Raw genomic sequence first — 17,654 nt, 5'->3', positions numbered from 1 at the left:
TTCTAAAGCTCAATTGAGAGGAGTTCATTCATTTCTCTTTTCCCTTCAACGGTGACCTCAATGGCTCTTGTTTTCGGAATCCGCCTGATCCAATTTCGATTGAACATTGATTCGAGTAGGGAGTTTCCGAGTGCACCTGCAAGATGATGTTCGCGTTCACTCCAATCGAGACAGCAGCGTGCAAATGAACGGCGTTTGCTCTGTTGTAGGTCGACATCAATATCGAGGCTTTTGAAAAAATCCACTCCAGATTTGGTAACAACGAAATCGAGTGACTGCTTCTCTAAGACACCATTCTGACTTAAGGCATTTGTAACTTGTACCCCAGCATAGCCGGCTAAATGATCATAACAGGTTCGTGCATAATGAATCTGTTTATATTCGTGTACTTGATTGAATGATTTAGGTTTGGATTGTGGAGACACTGAATATAGGGATTCAATCAGTTCAGCTACCTCTTTATTGATCAGCTTGTAGTAACGATGGCGCCCATGCCGTTCAACATCGATGATTCCTATATCAAGCATTTTAGTTAAATGAAAACTCGCTGTCTGAGGTTTGATTTTTGCAACTAAGGCAAGTTCACTGGCGGGATGAGGTTTCCCGTCCATTAATGCATCTAGGATTGCGGCACGTGATGAATCATTTAAAATAGAAACGACTTTAGTAAGATCAGGACTCATGGAATCTCCTCCTCTACATTCATACTTCGATGATAATCGAAATGTTAATCTATTACAATGTGTCTAAAGGATTAAAGGGGAGGATTGTATGATTAAAACTGTACAAAGGGCAACAAAGGAAATTCAACCGAAAATCTTATATTATGGCACACCAGTTTTATTGCTATCAACATTAAACGAGGATGGTACAACAAATATTAGTCCGATGTCATCCTCATGGGCTTTGGATAAGTATATTGTCTTAGGAATTGGTATTGGCGGGAAAGCATACGAAAATTTAGTAAGGCATCGAGAATGTATCATCAATTTGCCTGATCCTACATTATGGGAGCAGGTTGAACATCTTGCTCCATACACGGGGAAAAGAGAAGTACCGGAGTATAAACGAGAACTAGGTTTTACATACGAGAAAGATAAGTTTGAGGTAAGTGGTTTAACACGAGTACGTTCAAATACGGTTCAACCAGATCGAATAGAGGAATGTCCACTGCAAATCGAAGCAGCCGTTAAAATGATACGTAGACCTAGTTACTGCACAGATCTTGCCATTGTTGAGACGGAAGTCATTCACGTTCATGCACATGAGGAAATTATCACAGGCGAGCACCATGTAAACCCTGAAAAGTGGAGTCCATTAATTTATAATTTCCGTCATTACTTTGCTCAGGGAAAAGAATTAGGAAAAACGTTCAGAGCGGAGACTTGAAAAGTAAGGATTAAGAAAGCTTGAACAAAGCCAAGCCTTTGGCGTAGGTTGTATCTTTGTATTGAAAATATTTATCCTTTTTTAACATGTAAATAAAGAAAACTTGGCTAGCGCCAAGCCTTAGCGCAGGTGGCCGCCGTAGTTGCGCTTATACTATAGAAAGTATTTTTATACTTTCTTAACGTGCAAAAAGCGAGGGTTTTCCGGTAGCGTAGCCTTGAAAACCCTCCTCATTCTTTCTGCAGTACGATCAATCCAATCTTACTTTTTCCAAATCATCTCAATGTGTGGAATACCATCTTCTAAGAATACATCGGAATTTTTCATAAAGCCGAATGCGCCATAAAACTTCTCCAGGTGGGCTTGAGCTTCGATTTTCACAACTCGTTGATCGAATTTCGTTTTAATTAAGTCCATGACTTGTTGAAGTAATTCCTCACCAAGCCTTTTCCCACGGTGGTTTTTGTTTACGAGTACTCTACCAAATGCGACGTAATCCCCTTTATCAAGAACACGTGCGTAAGCAAGCAATTCGTTTCCTTCCATTTTAAAAACATGATCAGCATGAAGGTCATGGTCATCTATTTCTTGATAGGGACATTCTTGTTCCACGACAAAAACTTTCACTCGCTCTCGGAATATCGTGTGTAATTCGGATGTTGTAAGGTCGTTTGTTGCACTGATTTTCCAGGTCATATGTCACGTTCCTTTCTAGTGCCTAATTATACCGATTTTGCAACTTCTTTTTGATCGGGTTTCTGTGTAAGCCGTCTAACTAGTTTGCTGCTTCGTAAAAAGGAAACTTGAAAGATCGGACTCTGAATGAAGGTATAGATGAATGTAAAGACAAATACAGGTCCACCGAGCAACCAGCCTATAATAAGCATACCGCTTTCAGTGATTATCCGTACTTTGCTAATCGAAAACCCTGTTTTATCTGAAATCGAAAGCATGAAACCATCCCGTGGGCCGGCACCTAATCCTGCGGAATTATAAACCCCGCCACCAATTCCCATGAGTGTGATCCCAAAACATAATACAATGATGTCAAAAACAACGTTAACACCATCAGGCGGGAAGAAATCAAGAAATAAAAATAAATCAATCATTGGTCCAACAAGGAACGCGTTTAAAAACGTTCCAATGCTTATGTACGTTCGATCAATAATTAAAGAAAAGGCAACAAGGATTCCACCAATAATAACAGACCACGTTCCGATGGTGAGCCCGTACTTATCAAACATGGCAATATTCAAAACATCCCATGGGTGTAATCCTAAGTACTGCACTTGAATCGCTGTCGAAATTCCATAGCTGAAAATGAGGAGCCCTGCGAGAAAAAAGAGGCTTTGGATCAAACGGCGCATGTTGTTTCCTTCTTTCTTCTTTTTCATTACCCCTATTATAGAACGAGAAATTATTGAAAGGCAATGAAATGCGCTTCTCATTTAGCGACAAAAACAGCGATAGTCCCAGACCAAATATTGACAAAATACCCATCGAGCGAGATACTACTTGAAATAGTTGCACATGGCGATTGCTACGCAATTGAATGCGAGGTTGCTAGAACGATTTATATATGAAGAAGGTAAATCGATTGGGCTTATTTGTGAAATTGAATCAACATCAACTTCTTCTTTAATAAAAAATTTAGAATCTTTGTTTGAAATCCCATACGTTGATTTTGAGGGGAAGCAGCATGAACAAATTAATAAAATTGCAATTGTGGCTGGTTGTGGGGATAAGGTAGCTTTTATGGAAGAAGCAGAGTCAAAAGGAGTTCAAGCCTATATTACCGGAGAGGTCCACTGTCATATTGATAACGATTACGGACGTATGAAGTATCAAAAAATGATGGAATACGTTCCGAATAGTTCCATGTCGTTAATCGGTGTTTCCCACTCAGCATCAGAATACCTCGTCATGAAAACACAAATTAAAGATTGGTTTTCTGCGAATATGGATGTAAATGTGCGGTTATTGCCTCAACACAAATGGTGGCTGTGAAAAGTAAAGATAGTTTTATTAGAGGGAGGATTACATAAAATGCCGAAACTGCGAAAAGCGAGGAGAGAAGAGGTACACTTATTAAGTGATCTCGCATTGAAATCGAAATCACACTGGGATTATAGCGAAGAATTTATAAACGATTGTGTGGAAGTGTTAACAATTGACGAGAGCTATATAAACAGTAATCACGTTTTTGTTTTGGAAAATAGAGATACAATCGTAGGTTTCTTCAGTTTTATAAAAGAAGTAGAGAAGAATCGTCTAGATTTCCTCTATATCCACCATGACTATATCGGGAAAGGGTATGGAAAAAGAATCTGGTCTGATGTTATGGCCACAGCAAAAGAATTGGATATTGAAGTGTTTACGATTGATAGTGATCCAAATGCACGTCTCTTTTATGATGCAGAGAGGCAATGTCTAGCTCCAGCGCCCAGCCACTCGGATCACTTCAGTCCCCTTCCGGCGGCAATAGCACGAATAAGGAGGAATCGTTCCCTTTTTGAGCACTAGATGCAGCCAAGGGGCACGAATAGTGAGGAATCGTTCCCTTTTTGAGCACTAGATGCAGCCAAGGGGCACGAATAGTGAGGAATCGTTCCCTTTTTGTGCGCAAGAAGCAGCTCGTGGGCACGAATAAGGAGGAATCGTTCCCTTTTTGAGCACTAGATGCAGCCAAGGGGGCACGAATAGGGGGGAATCGTTCCCTTTTTGTGCGCAAGAAGCAGCTCGTGGGCACGAATAAGGAGGAATCGTTCCCTTTTTGAGCACAAGCTGCAGCTCAGGGGCACGAATAAGGAGGAATCGGTACCATTTTGAGCACTAGATGCAGCCAAGGGGCACGACTAGTGAGGAATCGTTCCCTTTTTGAGCACAAGCTGCAGCTCAGGGGCACGAATAAGGAGGATTCATCCCCTTTTAGTACAAGATGCAGCACAAGAATACAGCCCTCGGTCACGGTATGAATATTGATGGATGGAGGAGGAGATCCCTCTGTACCTCCAAAGTTTTCCTGCGAAATCTGTGGAGGAGGCGAAATGTCCTGAGTACTACAAAGGAAAACATGGCGTAGATTACAAGCTATCGGATGTGCTTTGAACAAAAAAGGACCTGAGTGGAGGTGTTCTTCCTTCACTCAGGTTTTTCTTAGCTTACATTATAAGAATCTACTAGGTAAATATAAACAAACTTTAAATAGAACCTCTCTTTAATCATTCTCTTATAGGAGTTCCCGCATAACCATTTACCTACCACGGCATAAGCCTTCATATATCCTGTAAACCTCCACCTTAAGCAAATCAATCTCGTCATTCGCGGAATTTCACTCGCGCAAACACTATTTCCCCTCCTTAAATCATGGTTTTTGTCCCTATTAAACCTCTTTAAAATCTCAATGTGGGACAACTGTCTGTCATCCATATAACCATTTTTACAAGAATTATGCGAATGGCTATATCTCCTTCACGACATGGCACATATACTGCAAGGACAAGAGTACTCAAACAAACTATTATCAAGGAGGAAGCTTAATGAAATACAGTACGTCTGTCGATAAAGTCGCTGGGTTAAAGGGTCAATGGGTTAAAGTGAATTTAGGAGGGCCGGAATCACGGTCTGGTAGATTACTAGCTGTAAAGTCAGATTTCATAGCTATTCAAACTGAGAAAGATGAAGTGATCTATTATCAGCTTGATCATGTTAAAGGGGTATCCATTAATGCAAACAATTACTGGAAAACTTCTCGCAAGGTGAAGCTTCATGATGGAGAATGCTTTTCGGATATTTTAAAAGAATTCAAGCACAGAAAGGTTAAGGTGAACCGAGGCGGCCCTGAAAGTATTGAAGGTGTTGTCAACGAAATTTCCAAAAAGCATTTGGAACTAATAGTCGGTGATGAGATTGTATTCTTATCCATCTGGCACCTTAAAAGTGTAAGTTCTGCAAAATCAGCAAAGCATCATTCTGGTAAAAGATCTTCTGGAGGTAAAAGGTCAGGTGGCAAGAAATCATCAGACAAAAAAGATAAAAGTTCTGACGACAAAAAGTCATCAGGCAAGAAAGATAAGTGTTCGGATGATAAGAAGTCATCAGGCAAGAAAGATAAGTGCTCTGACGACAAAAAGTCATCAGGCAAGAAGGATAAGTGCTCTGACGACAAAAAGTCATCAGGCAAGAAAGATAAATGTTCTTACGACAAGAAATCATCAGGTAAAAAAGATAAATGTTCTGATGACAAGAAAAAGTCTTCGTACGACAATAAAAGGTCTAAAGTTTACGATGCTGTAAAAGAAGCACATCGTTCCGGATCCGATAAATATATGCACAACGATCCGTATGGTAATAGCAAAAAATCCAGAGGATCAAAAGGACGTTCTCACAAAGACAGTTCAAAATATCAAAAGCCTCTATCTAGCTTAGAACGTAAAGGTTGGTTTAAACTATCCTAATTTCTCCCTCACCGGTAAATGGTTTGAACGATAATTTTACACATTAGGAAGTCGAGCTTTTTGCCGGTAGTAAAACCGGGGAAAGTTTAAGAGCCGAGTGTAATTGTAATCAAGGCTCAGCCGATACCAAGGTTCGGCCTTGCCGTTTTTTTGAAAACCTATACCAGGTAGTCGAGTGCGCACTCGTATTTATGAAAGGAGGAATGAGGATTGTTAGTTACACTATATATATTCCTTCAGGGATACTTTTTATATATACTGTTAAAGCCTTCTAAAGACACAAAAGAGAATAACCAGGATAGTCACCAGACAAACGTTCATATTGAGCGTAAACCGATTCCGCTAGATTCCGCCTCCTTCAAATGCGAGGCGAAAACGAATGCTTGATTATCATTCATTGATGACGATTTCAATCTTTTCTTTAACGATATTTGTAATGGTATGGATGTCTGGAAGGGTTAATGAGACGATTCCGACCGTTATAGGGGCAAGCTTATTTCTACTATTGGGTGTTGTACCGCTAACAGATTTATTCGATATTTTTAATATGGTTAGCGGTCCATCCATTACCATTCTATCATCGATTGTCATGTCGATTGTCCTTGAGAGCATCGGGTTCTTTAACTGGGTAGCTTATAACTTGGTTAATAAAGCGAAAGGATCAGGTATACGATTATTCATCTACGTTAATTTACTCTGTTATTTAATGACGCTGTTCTTTAACAATGATGGAAGCATCCTTATAACGACCCCGATTATTATCAAGACCGTTAATATGCTTAATTTAAAATCACATCAAAAGGTTGCATTTCTCTTGCCGGGAGCAATTACCGCAACAACTTCAAGTGCTCCGATTGCGATCAGTAATATTGCGAATTTGATCGCACTTGAAATTATCGGATTGGATCTTAACAACTACGTAACCTTAATGTTTGTCCCCTCGATGATTGGGATCTTAACAACAGTTATCCTCTTATTCTTCTATTTTAAAAAAGATATTCCGAAAACGCTTCCTGATCTGTATTTGACAATGAGGAACTACCAAAGGAAATCACGATCATATCCACACCCATTATCCAATCGAACAGTAGATACCAAGGTAGATTGGACGATGTTTAAAATTTGCATGGTTGTAATCGTTTTAACACGTGGTGCATTCTTCCTGATAACGCCGCTTGGAGTTCCACTAGAGGTGATTGCAATAGTTGGTGCCATTGCCTTAATTGCAATACGTTGGTCCAGAAAAGGGACAGGAGTAAAAGATGTCTTTCAGAAAACCCCATGGCATATTCTCCTATTTGCCTTCAGCATGTACATCCTAGTATATGGATTGCAAAATATTGGACTAACCTCTATTTTAGTCGAAAACCTTTCCACACTCGTTCATTCAGATCGGTTTTATGCAATCATGACGATGGGTGGATTGCTAACAGTACTCTCCAACATCTTTAATAACTTACCGGCTGTTATGATCGGGACACTTACACTAACGGAGATGGGGTTGGATCCCCATACCCTTCAAGTCACCTATCTAGCCAACATTCTTGGGAGTGATATTGGAGCATTGTTAACACCAGCAGGGACACTAGCAACATTACTATGGATGTATATCTTAAAGGAACACTCCATACACGTTAGCTGGAAAACTTATATTAAAGCAGCTATTGTCACGATTCCGATTGGATTGCTTGTTAGTTTGATTAGTCTCTATCTTTGGTCAAACTGGGTCTTCAGTTAGGGCTAACAGGAAGTTAAATCAGATTCATTTCTTTACACGTTAAGAAAGTATAAAAAATTGCTGCATAGATGCGATGTCTAGCTGCAGCGCCTAGCCCCTCGGATCACTTCAGTCCCTCTGCGGCGGCGACAGCCTCCTCGATGGCCTTCCAGTGTCCTTCGTGGCTACTCATGGCGCTTGCGCTTTTCTTTAAACATGTACTAATAAGGGAGGGAGGATAACATTGAATATATTCGCAAATTTTATCGGAGAACTAGTTCAAGTAACTATGAGTGGAAATCTTGTAATATCAGGAATATTGATTGATACGGGTTCGAATATCGTTGTGATTTATGACGGAGAAGATTTTCTGTATATCCCGTTAATTCACGTGCATTACATTAATTTCAACTGTGAGAACGACACTGGTGAAATTTCAAAACCAGATGAGGATCCGATTGGAAATCAAGAGGATTCGATCTCACTTAGAAATACTTTGAACAACGCAAAAGGTGTTTTTACAGAAATCTTTGTGACAAGCAACCAGTCGATACATGGATATGTAACGAATGTGATGAACGATTACTTTGTCTTTTTCTCACCCGTTCATAAAACGCTGTATGTTCCCTTACAGCATTTAAAATGGTTGAAACCTTATAAACAAAGTCACCGACCCTATTCCTTAGATAATGAAGAACTTCCTCTTATCCCAACTAGTACACCTTTATCAAGAACATTCGAAGAGCAATGCAAACGAAATATTGGGAAAGCTGCTGTCTTTGATCTCGGAAAGGATCCGAATAAAATAGGAAAGTTGATCAAAATAGAAAATGGACAAATTGAGCTGGTTTTGGCAAGAAACCAAACAATCTATACAAACCTACAACATGTAAAAACCTTACACTTTCCTTCATTATGAGAAAGCACATACAGGACTCCTGGTGATTAACGCTGGGAGTCATTAGCTTTTCCAACGAAATCAATCAGGTTAGATCAGTCAAATGTTCTTTTAAATACTTATTGCGTTTATCAATATAGTTTAGTATTAATTCAGACTCTGCATCAAATTGGTCAACGGATGCTGCTAGATAAGGGTCTTCGAGTACATAAGGTCTAAGTCTTCTATGCATCTTGTTTATTTTTTTATTTAAAATTCGGGTAGTAAATTGATCACTAAGAACTTCTTCCAAAATCGTAACATATTTTCTCTGAAATGAAGGAGTATCTAATAAACGTGCGGTTAACGTGTTGTAACCTGTGATTGGAATGTAATCAAATTCCAATTCATCACCGTTAATATCGCGCCCAAAAGTTGCATCGTAATCCCATGGAATCACTTCATATAAATTTGTCCTCGGGTTCTGATAAAGGGCATAATTATGAATAAACCCATCGAAATTTTGCGTGCAGACAACTCCAGCCAACCAGCGTAAATACTTATTAATATTCACATAATTTAAAATTCCATCTTCGAATTGAGAATTTGAAAGTGTGTTGATTTTATAAATAAGTTCCCGCAAAGAAAGATCATCTCTTGCAGAACCTTCCTTACGACTATACCCAGATTCGAATGACTTTTTAACATCTTTATCAATAGGACTTTTCAAGGAAAAGTTGGCATCGTCATTTTCTGCATAATAGATTGGTCCAACCGGACACTTTCGCCTTTTTAAAAAGTTTCGATCAACAGATTCCAGCTGCAAATAAATACCTTGGTCTTCTTCATTAATAGATAGCAAAACGTGTTTTGATGTTGGTGATAACACGCCGATACTTGAGAAAAAATCGAGAGATAGTTTGTTTCGGATTAAAGATTTGTCCATATATTCAGCATTTAAGTGGATTTCATTGACCCCTGCAGTTGTTTTTGGAAAGATGAGTTGGTACGATTTTTTTGAGAATTCCCGAATATGGGAGCCACGGTATAGCAGGTCAATATCAAATACACTGTCTGCAATCTTAATTTGAGCCTCGACCGGTCTAGCTGACCAAATGTTTCTCGTCAGGTTGTAATATTGTTTTGAATCAATCAAAATCGAGTATACTGGTAGAGCCATTGTTATGCACCCACTTTAGTTCTGAGATTTCGCCTTATTCCACTATATGTGAAGTCATTCCGTGTGTGCCGGTCTATGCCGATTAAATCCTTGGTAGTGGGTATGGGACAGTAGTGTTGACAAAATAAAAATATCTTGATACTATTAATCTTGAAATCAAGATAACAGTTCAATTAAAGGTTTGGTGCTGATGAATAATAACGAAAAGAAGGCAACTAATTTATCTTTAAAATCGCTGGTTGTCCTTTCAAGAACGAACCATGCTGTGATGGAACATATAAAGAAGGACATTCGAAGCCACGGATTAGGTGTTACCGAGTTTGCGGTATTAGAGTTGCTTTATCATAAAGGGGAGCAACCGACTCAACGAATTGGGGAACAGATCCTGATCACAAGCGGCAGCATCACTTATGTAGTTGATAAGCTTGAGGCAAAAGGTTACCTGGAGCGGAAACGATGTCCTGAAGATCGTCGTGTCATTTATGCGCATATTTCTGATAAAGGGAGAGCGCTTATGGATGAAATTTTCCCTGAGCATTCAAAATCAATTGAAGCGATGTTTCAAAACCTCACCAATGAGGAAAAGGAAACACTAATTGTACTATTAAAGAAGGTCGGTCTCGCACAATCATGATTTAATTGCGTCTGACCTTACTTTTTGTCATATATCTTGAAATCAAGATATATGAATATAAAATAATTGACATTAAAGAGGGAGTGAATTCGTATGAAACAAACCGCTGGAGTCCATCATATAACTGCAATCGTTGGTGACCCGCAGGAAAATATAGATTTTTATTCTGGGGTTCTAGGGTTAAGGCTGGTTAAGAAAACAGTGAATTTTGATGACCCAGGAACTTATCATCTTTATTTTGGTAATGAAACAGGGCGTCCGGGAAGCATCATGACTTTTTTTCCGTGGCCCGGAGCATATAAAGGCCGTATAGGAACAGGACAAGTAGGAGTTACAAGCTTTGTTGTCCCTGAAAATGCATTGTCTTTCTGGATTTAATGCCATTTACTTTTTAGATAAAGGTGGGATTTTATTTGAAGTTGCTACAGATCCACCAGGTTTTGCCCATGATGAGCCTGTTGCATCGCTTGGGGAAAGCTTGAAATTACCATCCTGGCTCGAGCCGAACCGTGCTCAAATTGAACAAATTCTATTACCTGTAACACTTCCATATATAAAAAAGGGGGATCAATCATGAAGCATCTTTTTCAAAAAGAGAGTACTCAAAATGAAAGCACGTTCCTACTTTTACATGGGACAGGAGGGACGGAACATGATCTATTACCGGTCGGGAGTATGATTGATGATACAGTATCTGTTTTGAGTGTTCGAGGAAATGTTAGTGAACATGGTATGCCACGCTTTTTCAAACGATTGTCAGAAGGCGTTTTTGATGAAGAAGATTTGATTTTCCGTACAAGGGAGCTTTATGAATTTCTCGATACAGCAGCTGGTGAAAGGGAGTTCGATCGTGATCAAGTCATCGCTGTTGGATACTCGAATGGTGCTAACATAGCGGGAAGCCTTCTATTTCATTATGAACAATCGTTAAAGGGAGCGATTTTGTTCCATCCGATGGTACCTCGTCGCGGAATTGACTTACCTGATTTAACTGGTATACCAGTCTTTATTGGTGCAGGGAAAAACGATCCGATTTGTAAGCCGGAAGAAACTGAAGAACTTATACACATGTTAAAAGAGGCAGGTGCCGACGTGACTGTTCATTGGGAAAGTTTCGGTCACCAATTAACCGGGTCAGAAGTGGATGCCGCTGCATGGTGGTATAAAGACAACTTTCACCAAAAAGGATGATTCGATGATAACAATTGATCCGAAAACTTTATCGAGTCGAGACAACTATAAGTTTTTAACGGGAAGTATTATTCCGCGTCCTGTCGCGTTTGTAACAACACTATCAGAAAAGGGGGTGTTAAATGGGGCACCGTTTAGCTATTTTAATATCATTTCCTCCGATCCACCGATGATTTCAGTGTCTGTGCAACGGCAAGAGGGACAACAGAAGGATACAGCTCACAATGCAATTTTCAAGGGTGAATTCGTCGTGCATATTACCGATGAATTCTATGTAAATAAGGTGAATAAAACTGCCGCAAATCTGCCATCTGACCAAAGTGAAGTAGATGAGGCGGGCCTTACACCTGTTGAAAGTAACAGGGTTCAGGTACCTGGTGTTAAAGAGGCGAAAATCCGTTTCGAGTGTAAGTTGGAGCAAGCGATTGAACTCGGAAATGGTGAGACGAGCTGTGATTTACTGATTGGGAGAATTGTGTGTTATCACATCCTTGATGAGTTGTATGAGGAAGGTCGAATTGATGCATCAGGCCTACTGCCGGTTAGTCGCCTCGCAGGAAGTAATTATGCAAAGTTAGGGGAGGTGTTTTCTTTAAAAAGACCTAGATAAAACTATTTAAGCTTAGAGAATGGTGGTAATTAATATGGGAATGCTAGGAAAATTAAATCAAAGATTAAAAAGGAGAGATTTATCAATGAGTAACGTAAAAGTAGCAGTTATCTATTACAGTTCAACCGGTACAAACTACAAAATGGCAAAATGGGCTGAGGAAGCAGCGAAAGAGGCTGGGGCAGAGGTTAAAGTACTTAAAGTAGCAGAAACGGTTCCAGAAAGTGTAATGGAATCAAATCCAGCATGGAAACAGCATTATGAAGAAACGAAGCATGTACCAGAAGTATCACTGGATGACCTTGAGTGGGCAGACGCATTTATTTTCAGTGTACCAACTCGTTTCGGAAACGTTCCAGCTCAATTCAAATCGTTCATCGATACAACTGGTGGACTTTGGTTCAACGGAAAACTTGCGAATAAAGTCGTTAGTGCAATGACGTCCGCACAAAATCCGCACGGGGGTCAAGAACAAACGATTCTATCCCTCTATACAACGATGCACCACTGGGGTGCAATTGTAGCATCACCAGGTTACACAGATCCAGTTCTTTTCGCGGCAGGCGGTAACCCTTATGGAACGAGTGTCTCTGTCGATCAAGATGGTAACATGATTGAAGATGTTGAAGCAGCTGTTAAGCACCAAGCAAAACGTACAATAACAGTAGCTTCTTGGGTGAATCAAGGCCAGCAATAATAGGTGAGGATTGTGGGAGAGGTCCTCTCCCACACATCCTTTTTACAAGGAAGTATAAAAATTTGATGCAAAGATGTAATGTCTAGCTTCAGCGCCCAGGTGTTCGAGGTCGCTTCGATTCTTCCACAAACACAAAAAGCGTGTTGTGTTACAGAATCTCCAGCGCTTGCACCACAGGCATAAGGGCAACTAAGGTAATCGCCTTGGCGTTTACCAAGTTTTCTTTATCACACCTGAACGGGGCGCTTCCGCTTTTAAAAAGGGGTGATATAGTATGCAACTAAAAGGAATCCATCATGTTTCTGCATTAACAGCCAAAGCACAGAAAAACGTAGATTTCTATACAGACACTTTGGGAATGAGACTTGTAAAGAAGACTGTTAACCAAGATGATACGTCTGTTTATCATTTATTTTATGGTGATGAAAAAGGAAATCCAGGGACCGAACTTACCTTTTTTGAAATCCCGATGATCGCACAAAATCATGAAGGAACAAACAGCATTTCAACGACTTCACTTCGTGTTCCCAGTGATGAGGCATTATCTTACTGGAAAAAACGTTTCGAGCAAAAAGGTATACAACATGATGAGATTGTTGAACGCGCTGGACGGGCAACATTCACTTTCAAAGATTTTGAAGGTCAACGATTGATGTTTGTATCGGATGAAAATAACGTTGGTGTCGCTTCAGGAACTTCTTGGGATAAGAGCCCGGTTCCAAGTGAATACGGTATCCAGGGTTTAGGCCCCATTTATTTAACTGTTCATGATCTTGGTCCGACGGTAACGATTTTAACAGAACTTCTTGGTTTTGAAGAAGCGGGTAACTATCCTTCTCAAGTGAAAGGTGAGCCGGATTTGCTCGTTTATCAAACAGGAGAAGGTGGAACGGGTGCAGAGGTTCACATCCAGGAACGTAGTGATCTACCGCCAGAACGGCAAGGAAGAGGCGGTGTTCATCATGTTGCATTCCGAGTCGATAATGAAGAAGAGCTTCATGAATGGATCAGTCGAATTCGTGGTGCTCGCGTCCCGAATTCAGGCTTTGTTAATCGTTTTTACTTTAAATCGCTCTATTTCCGTGAACCAAATGGGATATTATTTGAACTCGCAACAGATGGTCCAGGTTTCGATACAGATGAGAAAACTGAACACCTCGGAGAATCACTGGCTCTTCCACCATTCCTTGAAGACCAACGCGAAGAAATTACAGCCAAACTGAAGCCGATTTCACTAAATAATAGCTGATTCCAGCATTGAAAGAACCAGATCACTCCAAATGAACAAGAATCTTAGGAGTATCTGGTTCTTTTTAATAAAATTATTTGATGGAATCTGCAATCTTTAATAATTCTCTTTCACCAACATCTTTTGTACCAGAATAATCTAAGGCGTATTCCAATCCATCATTTTGCCAAGATAGCATTTTGGTATTTTGGAATTCTGTGTAATAGGCTTCGGTCCCATCTTCTAGGTTCACTTTCTCTTCCCAGTCAGAAACATTATTCCAGCCAATATCTGTAGTAATCCAAAGGACTAATTCTTCGTTTTTATTTTTATAAATAACCTTTACCTTTTCAAGGCTGACAATGCTTGCGTAACTTTCATCCGTGTCAAACGGTATTTGTTCAGGAGTTGAAATTTCAAAGGGAACGATATAACTGACAACCTTAGGGGACATTTGTAAATAGCTTAACAATGTTCCTGCAATAATGAATAAAACCATTATCCCGATTAAGGTCTGCATGATTTTCATTTTCACGCTTATTTGGTCTAAAATACTTTGTGAGGATTCCATGATTACCTCCTATAAAAAGCATGAAAGAGTAATTATTTGATAATATTGTATCGTTATTTTCCAATTTAGTTCCTGAAAATTCCTAATAAAAGTAAAGTTAACTTAGCATCTAGATTCAGATAATACCTTGACATCTTTAATTACCTCATCTAGGATGTAATTACGTTTTAAATTAGTTTCAGTTGAGATGAGTAGAGCTTAGTTAGAAGAGTTGAGGCGAGAACAATAGAGTATATTGGTTAAACTAGAATTGATATGGACCCTCTCCAATCAATCGTTTTTCCAAGTCCATTTAAATTTTCCTCAGCTCTATCTTCTTTCTGAAAAGGGAGTGTGATAGAGATGTCCTTTCCGATTATACAACAGAGGTTTATTCCACCTTGAAGTACATATATTTTTAAAATTCCTGAATACAACAGGCTTATTCAACGATCAATTTTTACTATTAGTAAAGTCATTTGGACTTAATTCGTGTTGCTTGATATGTGAATGATATTGCTGATGCTTTAGAAATAGCAGAGATACGATTTCGAATTAATTAGAAGAGTAGAGTGAGCCGAGGTTGTTGAGATTAGTAGAGAAGAGCTAGAGAAAATATATCCTTCCTCTTCTCCATCATTGGAGGAAATAGTATATGAGTATATTAACGCATGACCAGGACCGAATTGGTAACACCTCTTATACAACGAGTGGTGGAATCCATATATCTAGACAGAAGAAAGTACTCGAATATGAAAATGCGACGGATGGTATCTTAAAAGAAATTGATTATCGAAAAGGTGCACTGTTCTCCAGCCGGTATGAATATCCTGGCCGATACACTCGTTGGGATGTTGGATTTTATAACCCAATGATGGAATTCAGTGCGCAGGGTAGAACGTTTGTATTCGAGGCACAAAACGTAAGAGGTGAAATTTTATTATCATCGATTTATGGAGCATTGGAGAAACTGGATGAAATTAGTTCTGTAACACTTGAGGGTAATGTGCTGAGTGGTCGAGTGATAGACAATCATCAAGTATATGAAGAAGAAAAGCGCAGTATGCAACCTTCCATTTTCACGGTCATACGAGCGGTTAAAACTCTATTTGAATCTGATCAAGATGCGTTTCTTGGTTTATATGGGGCATTTGGGTATGACCTGCTTTTTCAGTTTGAACCGATCCCTTTGAAGCATGATCGTAGTAAAGAATCGAATGATCTCGTTTTGTTTATTCCTGATCAATTAATTGTTGTGGATCATGACCTAAAAGCAGCTTATCAGCTATCCTATGAGTTTGAAGTTCCGTCTACAGGGAAAGTGACAAATGGATTAAAGCGAAGTGGGACTTATCGCCAACCAACTTTTTCGAAGGAGAATCCCCCACAAACGTTTCAACCTGGATTGTATGCTGAAAAAGTCAACATTGCGAAGGATGCTTTCAAAAAAGGAGATTTGTTTGAAGTCGTTCCCTCTCATTCGATTTTTGAAAAGTGTGAGCAGCTCCCATCTGAGGTCTTCACACGATTACAGGACATTAATCCTAGTCCATATGGATTTATCATCAATCTCGGAAATGAGTACCTTGTTGGTTCTTCCCCTGAAATGTATGTACGGACAGAAGGAAGTCGAGTTGAAACATGTCCAATTTCAGGAACGATTAAACGAGGCGAAGATGCGATGGGAGATGCCGAACAAATACGAACGTTATTAAACTCGACAAAGGATGAAGATGAACTGACGATGTGTACCGATGTCGACCGTAATGACAAATCCCGAATTTGTGAGCCCGGTTCTGTGAAGGTGATTGGGAGGCGTCAAATTGAGCTATATTCCCATTTAATTCATACAGTAGACCATGTTGAAGGCCGAATTCGTCCAGAATTTGACGCGCTTGATGCCTTTTTGACTCACATGTGGGCTGTTACGATTACTGGGGCACCGAAAAAAGCGGCGATTCGCTGGATTGAAGATCATGAAGCATCACCGAGAGGGTGGTATGGCGGTGCTGTCGGGTGGTATGGCTTCAACGGGGATTTAAACACTGGATTAACGTTAAGAACGATGAACATCAAAAACGGTGTTGCTGAAATAAGAGCTGGCGCAACATTGTTATACGATTCGATTCCTGAAGCGGAGGAACAGGAGACATTAACGAAAGCAGCCGCATTAATCCAGGCTGTTCGAAAGCCAACTGACAATGATGGACCTTGTGATGAACAGGGGTATCGGGCAGGTGTAGGTAAAAAGGTTTTGCTCGTTGACCATGAGGATTCATTTGTCCATAGCTTAGCAGACTTTTTACGACAAACTGGAGCGGAAGTCCGAACATTAAGAGCCCATCTGGCAAGGGAGGAGATTAGGAAAGATCCTATTTATGACCTGATTGTTTTGTCACCTGGACCTGGAAGACCAGAGGATTTCAAAATTTCTGAAACGATTGAGATATGTTTGAGAAAGGATTTGCCGATCTTCGGAGTTTGTTTAGGTTTTCAAGGAATTATCGAGTATTTTGGCGGGAAGATTACTATATTGAAAACACCTCAGCATGGAAAACCAACAGTTGTACATGTGGACAATACGGATTCACTTTGGAAGGGAATACCGGACAAATTTCGAGCAAGTCTATACCATTCCTTATTTGCTGAATCGATTCCTAGAAGTCTTGATCTTGTAGGGGAGTCGGAACAAAATGTACCTATGGCAGTGCAACATCAACACTTACCAATTTTTGCAGTTCAATTTCATCCGGAATCAATTTTAACCAACGCTGACAAAATCGGTTTGAAAATAATTAATAATGTGATGGAACACGTACGTGTGAAGGTACCGTCTGAAAATTAATAATAAATAACCGTTGACACTATTTTTTTAGCGTGCTACAATCCATAATAATTTCACAAAACTAAATTAAATGATTTTTTAAACTCTTATCAAGAGAGGCAGAGGGACTGGCCCGATGATGCCCGGCAACCGTCAAACATTTGTTTGAAATGGTGCCAAATCCAACAAAGCGTAAAGCTTTGAGAGATGAGAGAGACAAATGTGTACATTTTGCCTCTCTGTAATCTCAGGGAGGCTTTTTTGATGGCTAAAAACAGGAATTTTTATGCGTTTTAACTT

At 39.7% G+C, this 17,654-nt stretch carries 16 protein-coding genes, 2 pseudogenes and 1 riboswitch; of the genes and pseudogenes, 13 read left to right on the top strand and 5 right to left on the bottom strand.

Translation table 11 applies throughout. The annotated features are described in order from the left end of the window. Window positions 1-2 precede the first annotated feature (2 nt). On the bottom strand, window positions 3-683 hold the full coding sequence (locus tag NON16_RS09190; protein ID WP_257348599.1) for an ArsR/SmtB family transcription factor: 681 nt from the start codon (window positions 681-683) through the stop codon (window positions 3-5). An 88-nt stretch (window positions 684-771) separates the two neighbouring features. On the opposite strand from NON16_RS09190, the gene NON16_RS09185 reads away from it, so the two are divergent. Then, window positions 772-1,389: a flavin reductase family protein gene (locus NON16_RS09185; protein ID WP_257348598.1), complete on the top strand. Its 618-nt coding sequence runs from the start codon at window positions 772-774 to the stop codon at window positions 1,387-1,389. 261 nt (window positions 1,390-1,650) lie between these two features. Here NON16_RS09185 and NON16_RS09180 read toward each other — a convergent pair whose 3' ends face one another. Then, a complete protein-coding gene (locus NON16_RS09180) occupies window positions 1,651-2,085 on the bottom strand; it encodes a GNAT family N-acetyltransferase (RefSeq protein ID WP_257348597.1) in 435 nt (144 codons plus the stop codon). Window positions 2,086-2,111: 26 nt separating this feature from the next. Continuing rightward, the gene (locus NON16_RS09175) at window positions 2,112-2,783 is read right to left on the bottom strand and encodes a YczE/YyaS/YitT family protein (protein WP_257348595.1); all 672 of its coding nucleotides are present in this window, start codon (window positions 2,781-2,783) and stop codon (window positions 2,112-2,114) included. A gap of 136 nt (window positions 2,784-2,919) precedes the next feature. Between NON16_RS09175 and NON16_RS09170 the strand changes: the two are divergent. From NON16_RS09170 to NON16_RS09150, 5 genes and pseudogenes are all read left to right on the top strand, one after another. Further along, a pseudogene (locus NON16_RS09170) lies at window positions 2,920-3,396 on the top strand (Nif3-like dinuclear metal center hexameric protein); the annotation flags it as partial. Between the two features lie 39 nt (window positions 3,397-3,435). Beyond that, on the top strand, window positions 3,436-3,912 hold the full coding sequence (locus tag NON16_RS09165; RefSeq protein WP_257348594.1) for a GNAT family N-acetyltransferase: 477 nt from the start codon (window positions 3,436-3,438) through the stop codon (window positions 3,910-3,912). 1,016 nt (window positions 3,913-4,928) lie between these two features. After that, window positions 4,929-5,846: a hypothetical protein gene (locus tag NON16_RS09160; RefSeq protein ID WP_257348593.1), complete on the top strand. Its 918-nt coding sequence runs from the start codon at window positions 4,929-4,931 to the stop codon at window positions 5,844-5,846. A gap of 379 nt (window positions 5,847-6,225) precedes the next feature. Beyond that, window positions 6,226-7,584 carry an arsenic transporter gene (locus NON16_RS09155; RefSeq protein WP_257348592.1) on the top strand — a complete coding sequence of 453 codons (1,359 nt, stop codon included), beginning with the start codon at window positions 6,226-6,228 and terminating at the stop codon, window positions 7,582-7,584. Window positions 7,585-7,807: 223 nt separating this feature from the next. Beyond that, window positions 7,808-8,482 carry a DUF2642 domain-containing protein gene (locus NON16_RS09150; protein ID WP_257348591.1) on the top strand — a complete coding sequence of 225 codons (675 nt, stop codon included), beginning with the start codon at window positions 7,808-7,810 and terminating at the stop codon, window positions 8,480-8,482. Window positions 8,483-8,546: 64 nt separating this feature from the next. Here NON16_RS09150 and NON16_RS09145 read toward each other — a convergent pair whose 3' ends face one another. Continuing rightward, the gene (locus NON16_RS09145) at window positions 8,547-9,620 is read right to left on the bottom strand and encodes a CotH kinase family protein (RefSeq protein ID WP_257348589.1); all 1,074 of its coding nucleotides are present in this window, start codon (window positions 9,618-9,620) and stop codon (window positions 8,547-8,549) included. A 190-nt stretch (window positions 9,621-9,810) separates the two neighbouring features. Here NON16_RS09145 and NON16_RS09140 point away from each other — a divergent pair, with 190 nt between their 5' ends. The 6 genes and pseudogenes from NON16_RS09140 (at window position 9,811) to NON16_RS09115 (ending at window position 14,001) form a co-directional block, all read left to right on the top strand. Beyond that, window positions 9,811-10,254, top strand: a complete 444-nt coding sequence (locus NON16_RS09140) for a MarR family winged helix-turn-helix transcriptional regulator (protein ID WP_257348587.1) — start codon at window positions 9,811-9,813, stop codon at window positions 10,252-10,254. A gap of 93 nt (window positions 10,255-10,347) precedes the next feature. Next, a pseudogene (locus tag NON16_RS09135) lies at window positions 10,348-10,831 on the top strand (VOC family protein). Then, window positions 10,828-11,445, top strand: a complete 618-nt coding sequence (locus NON16_RS09130; RefSeq protein WP_257348586.1) for an alpha/beta hydrolase — start codon at window positions 10,828-10,830, stop codon at window positions 11,443-11,445. The pseudogene NON16_RS09135 and the gene NON16_RS09130 overlap by 4 nt, the downstream one beginning before the upstream one ends. A 4-nt stretch (window positions 11,446-11,449) precedes the next feature. Further along, window positions 11,450-12,055 carry a flavin reductase family protein gene (locus NON16_RS09125; protein ID WP_257348585.1) on the top strand — a complete coding sequence of 202 codons (606 nt, stop codon included), beginning with the start codon at window positions 11,450-11,452 and terminating at the stop codon, window positions 12,053-12,055. Between the two features lie 85 nt (window positions 12,056-12,140). After that, window positions 12,141-12,752, top strand: a complete 612-nt coding sequence (wrbA, locus tag NON16_RS09120) for an NAD(P)H:quinone oxidoreductase (RefSeq protein WP_257348584.1) — start codon at window positions 12,141-12,143, stop codon at window positions 12,750-12,752. 274 nt (window positions 12,753-13,026) lie between these two features. Beyond that, window positions 13,027-14,001, top strand: coding sequence for a ring-cleaving dioxygenase (locus tag NON16_RS09115; protein ID WP_257348581.1), 975 nt, complete (start codon window positions 13,027-13,029; stop codon window positions 13,999-14,001). A gap of 73 nt (window positions 14,002-14,074) precedes the next feature. Here NON16_RS09115 and NON16_RS09110 read toward each other — a convergent pair whose 3' ends face one another. Beyond that, window positions 14,075-14,551: a DUF4367 domain-containing protein gene (locus tag NON16_RS09110; RefSeq protein ID WP_257348579.1), complete on the bottom strand. Its 477-nt coding sequence runs from the start codon at window positions 14,549-14,551 to the stop codon at window positions 14,075-14,077. Between the two features lie 634 nt (window positions 14,552-15,185). Between NON16_RS09110 and NON16_RS09105 the strand changes: the two genes are divergently transcribed. Further along, complete coding sequence (locus tag NON16_RS09105; RefSeq protein WP_257348577.1) at window positions 15,186-17,375, top strand: anthranilate synthase component I; 2,190 nt, start codon at window positions 15,186-15,188, stop codon at window positions 17,373-17,375. A gap of 83 nt (window positions 17,376-17,458) precedes the next feature. Further along, a riboswitch (SAM riboswitch) is annotated at window positions 17,459-17,568 on the top strand. The last annotated feature ends 86 nt before the right edge of the window (window positions 17,569-17,654 follow it).

Source organism: Pseudalkalibacillus decolorationis (assembly GCF_024609785.1).
Taxonomy (GTDB): domain Bacteria; phylum Bacillota; class Bacilli; order Bacillales; family Fictibacillaceae; genus Pseudalkalibacillus; species Pseudalkalibacillus decolorationis.
Note: the sequence above shows the minus strand (reverse complement) of the source record. Positions and strands in the feature narration are given on the sequence as shown.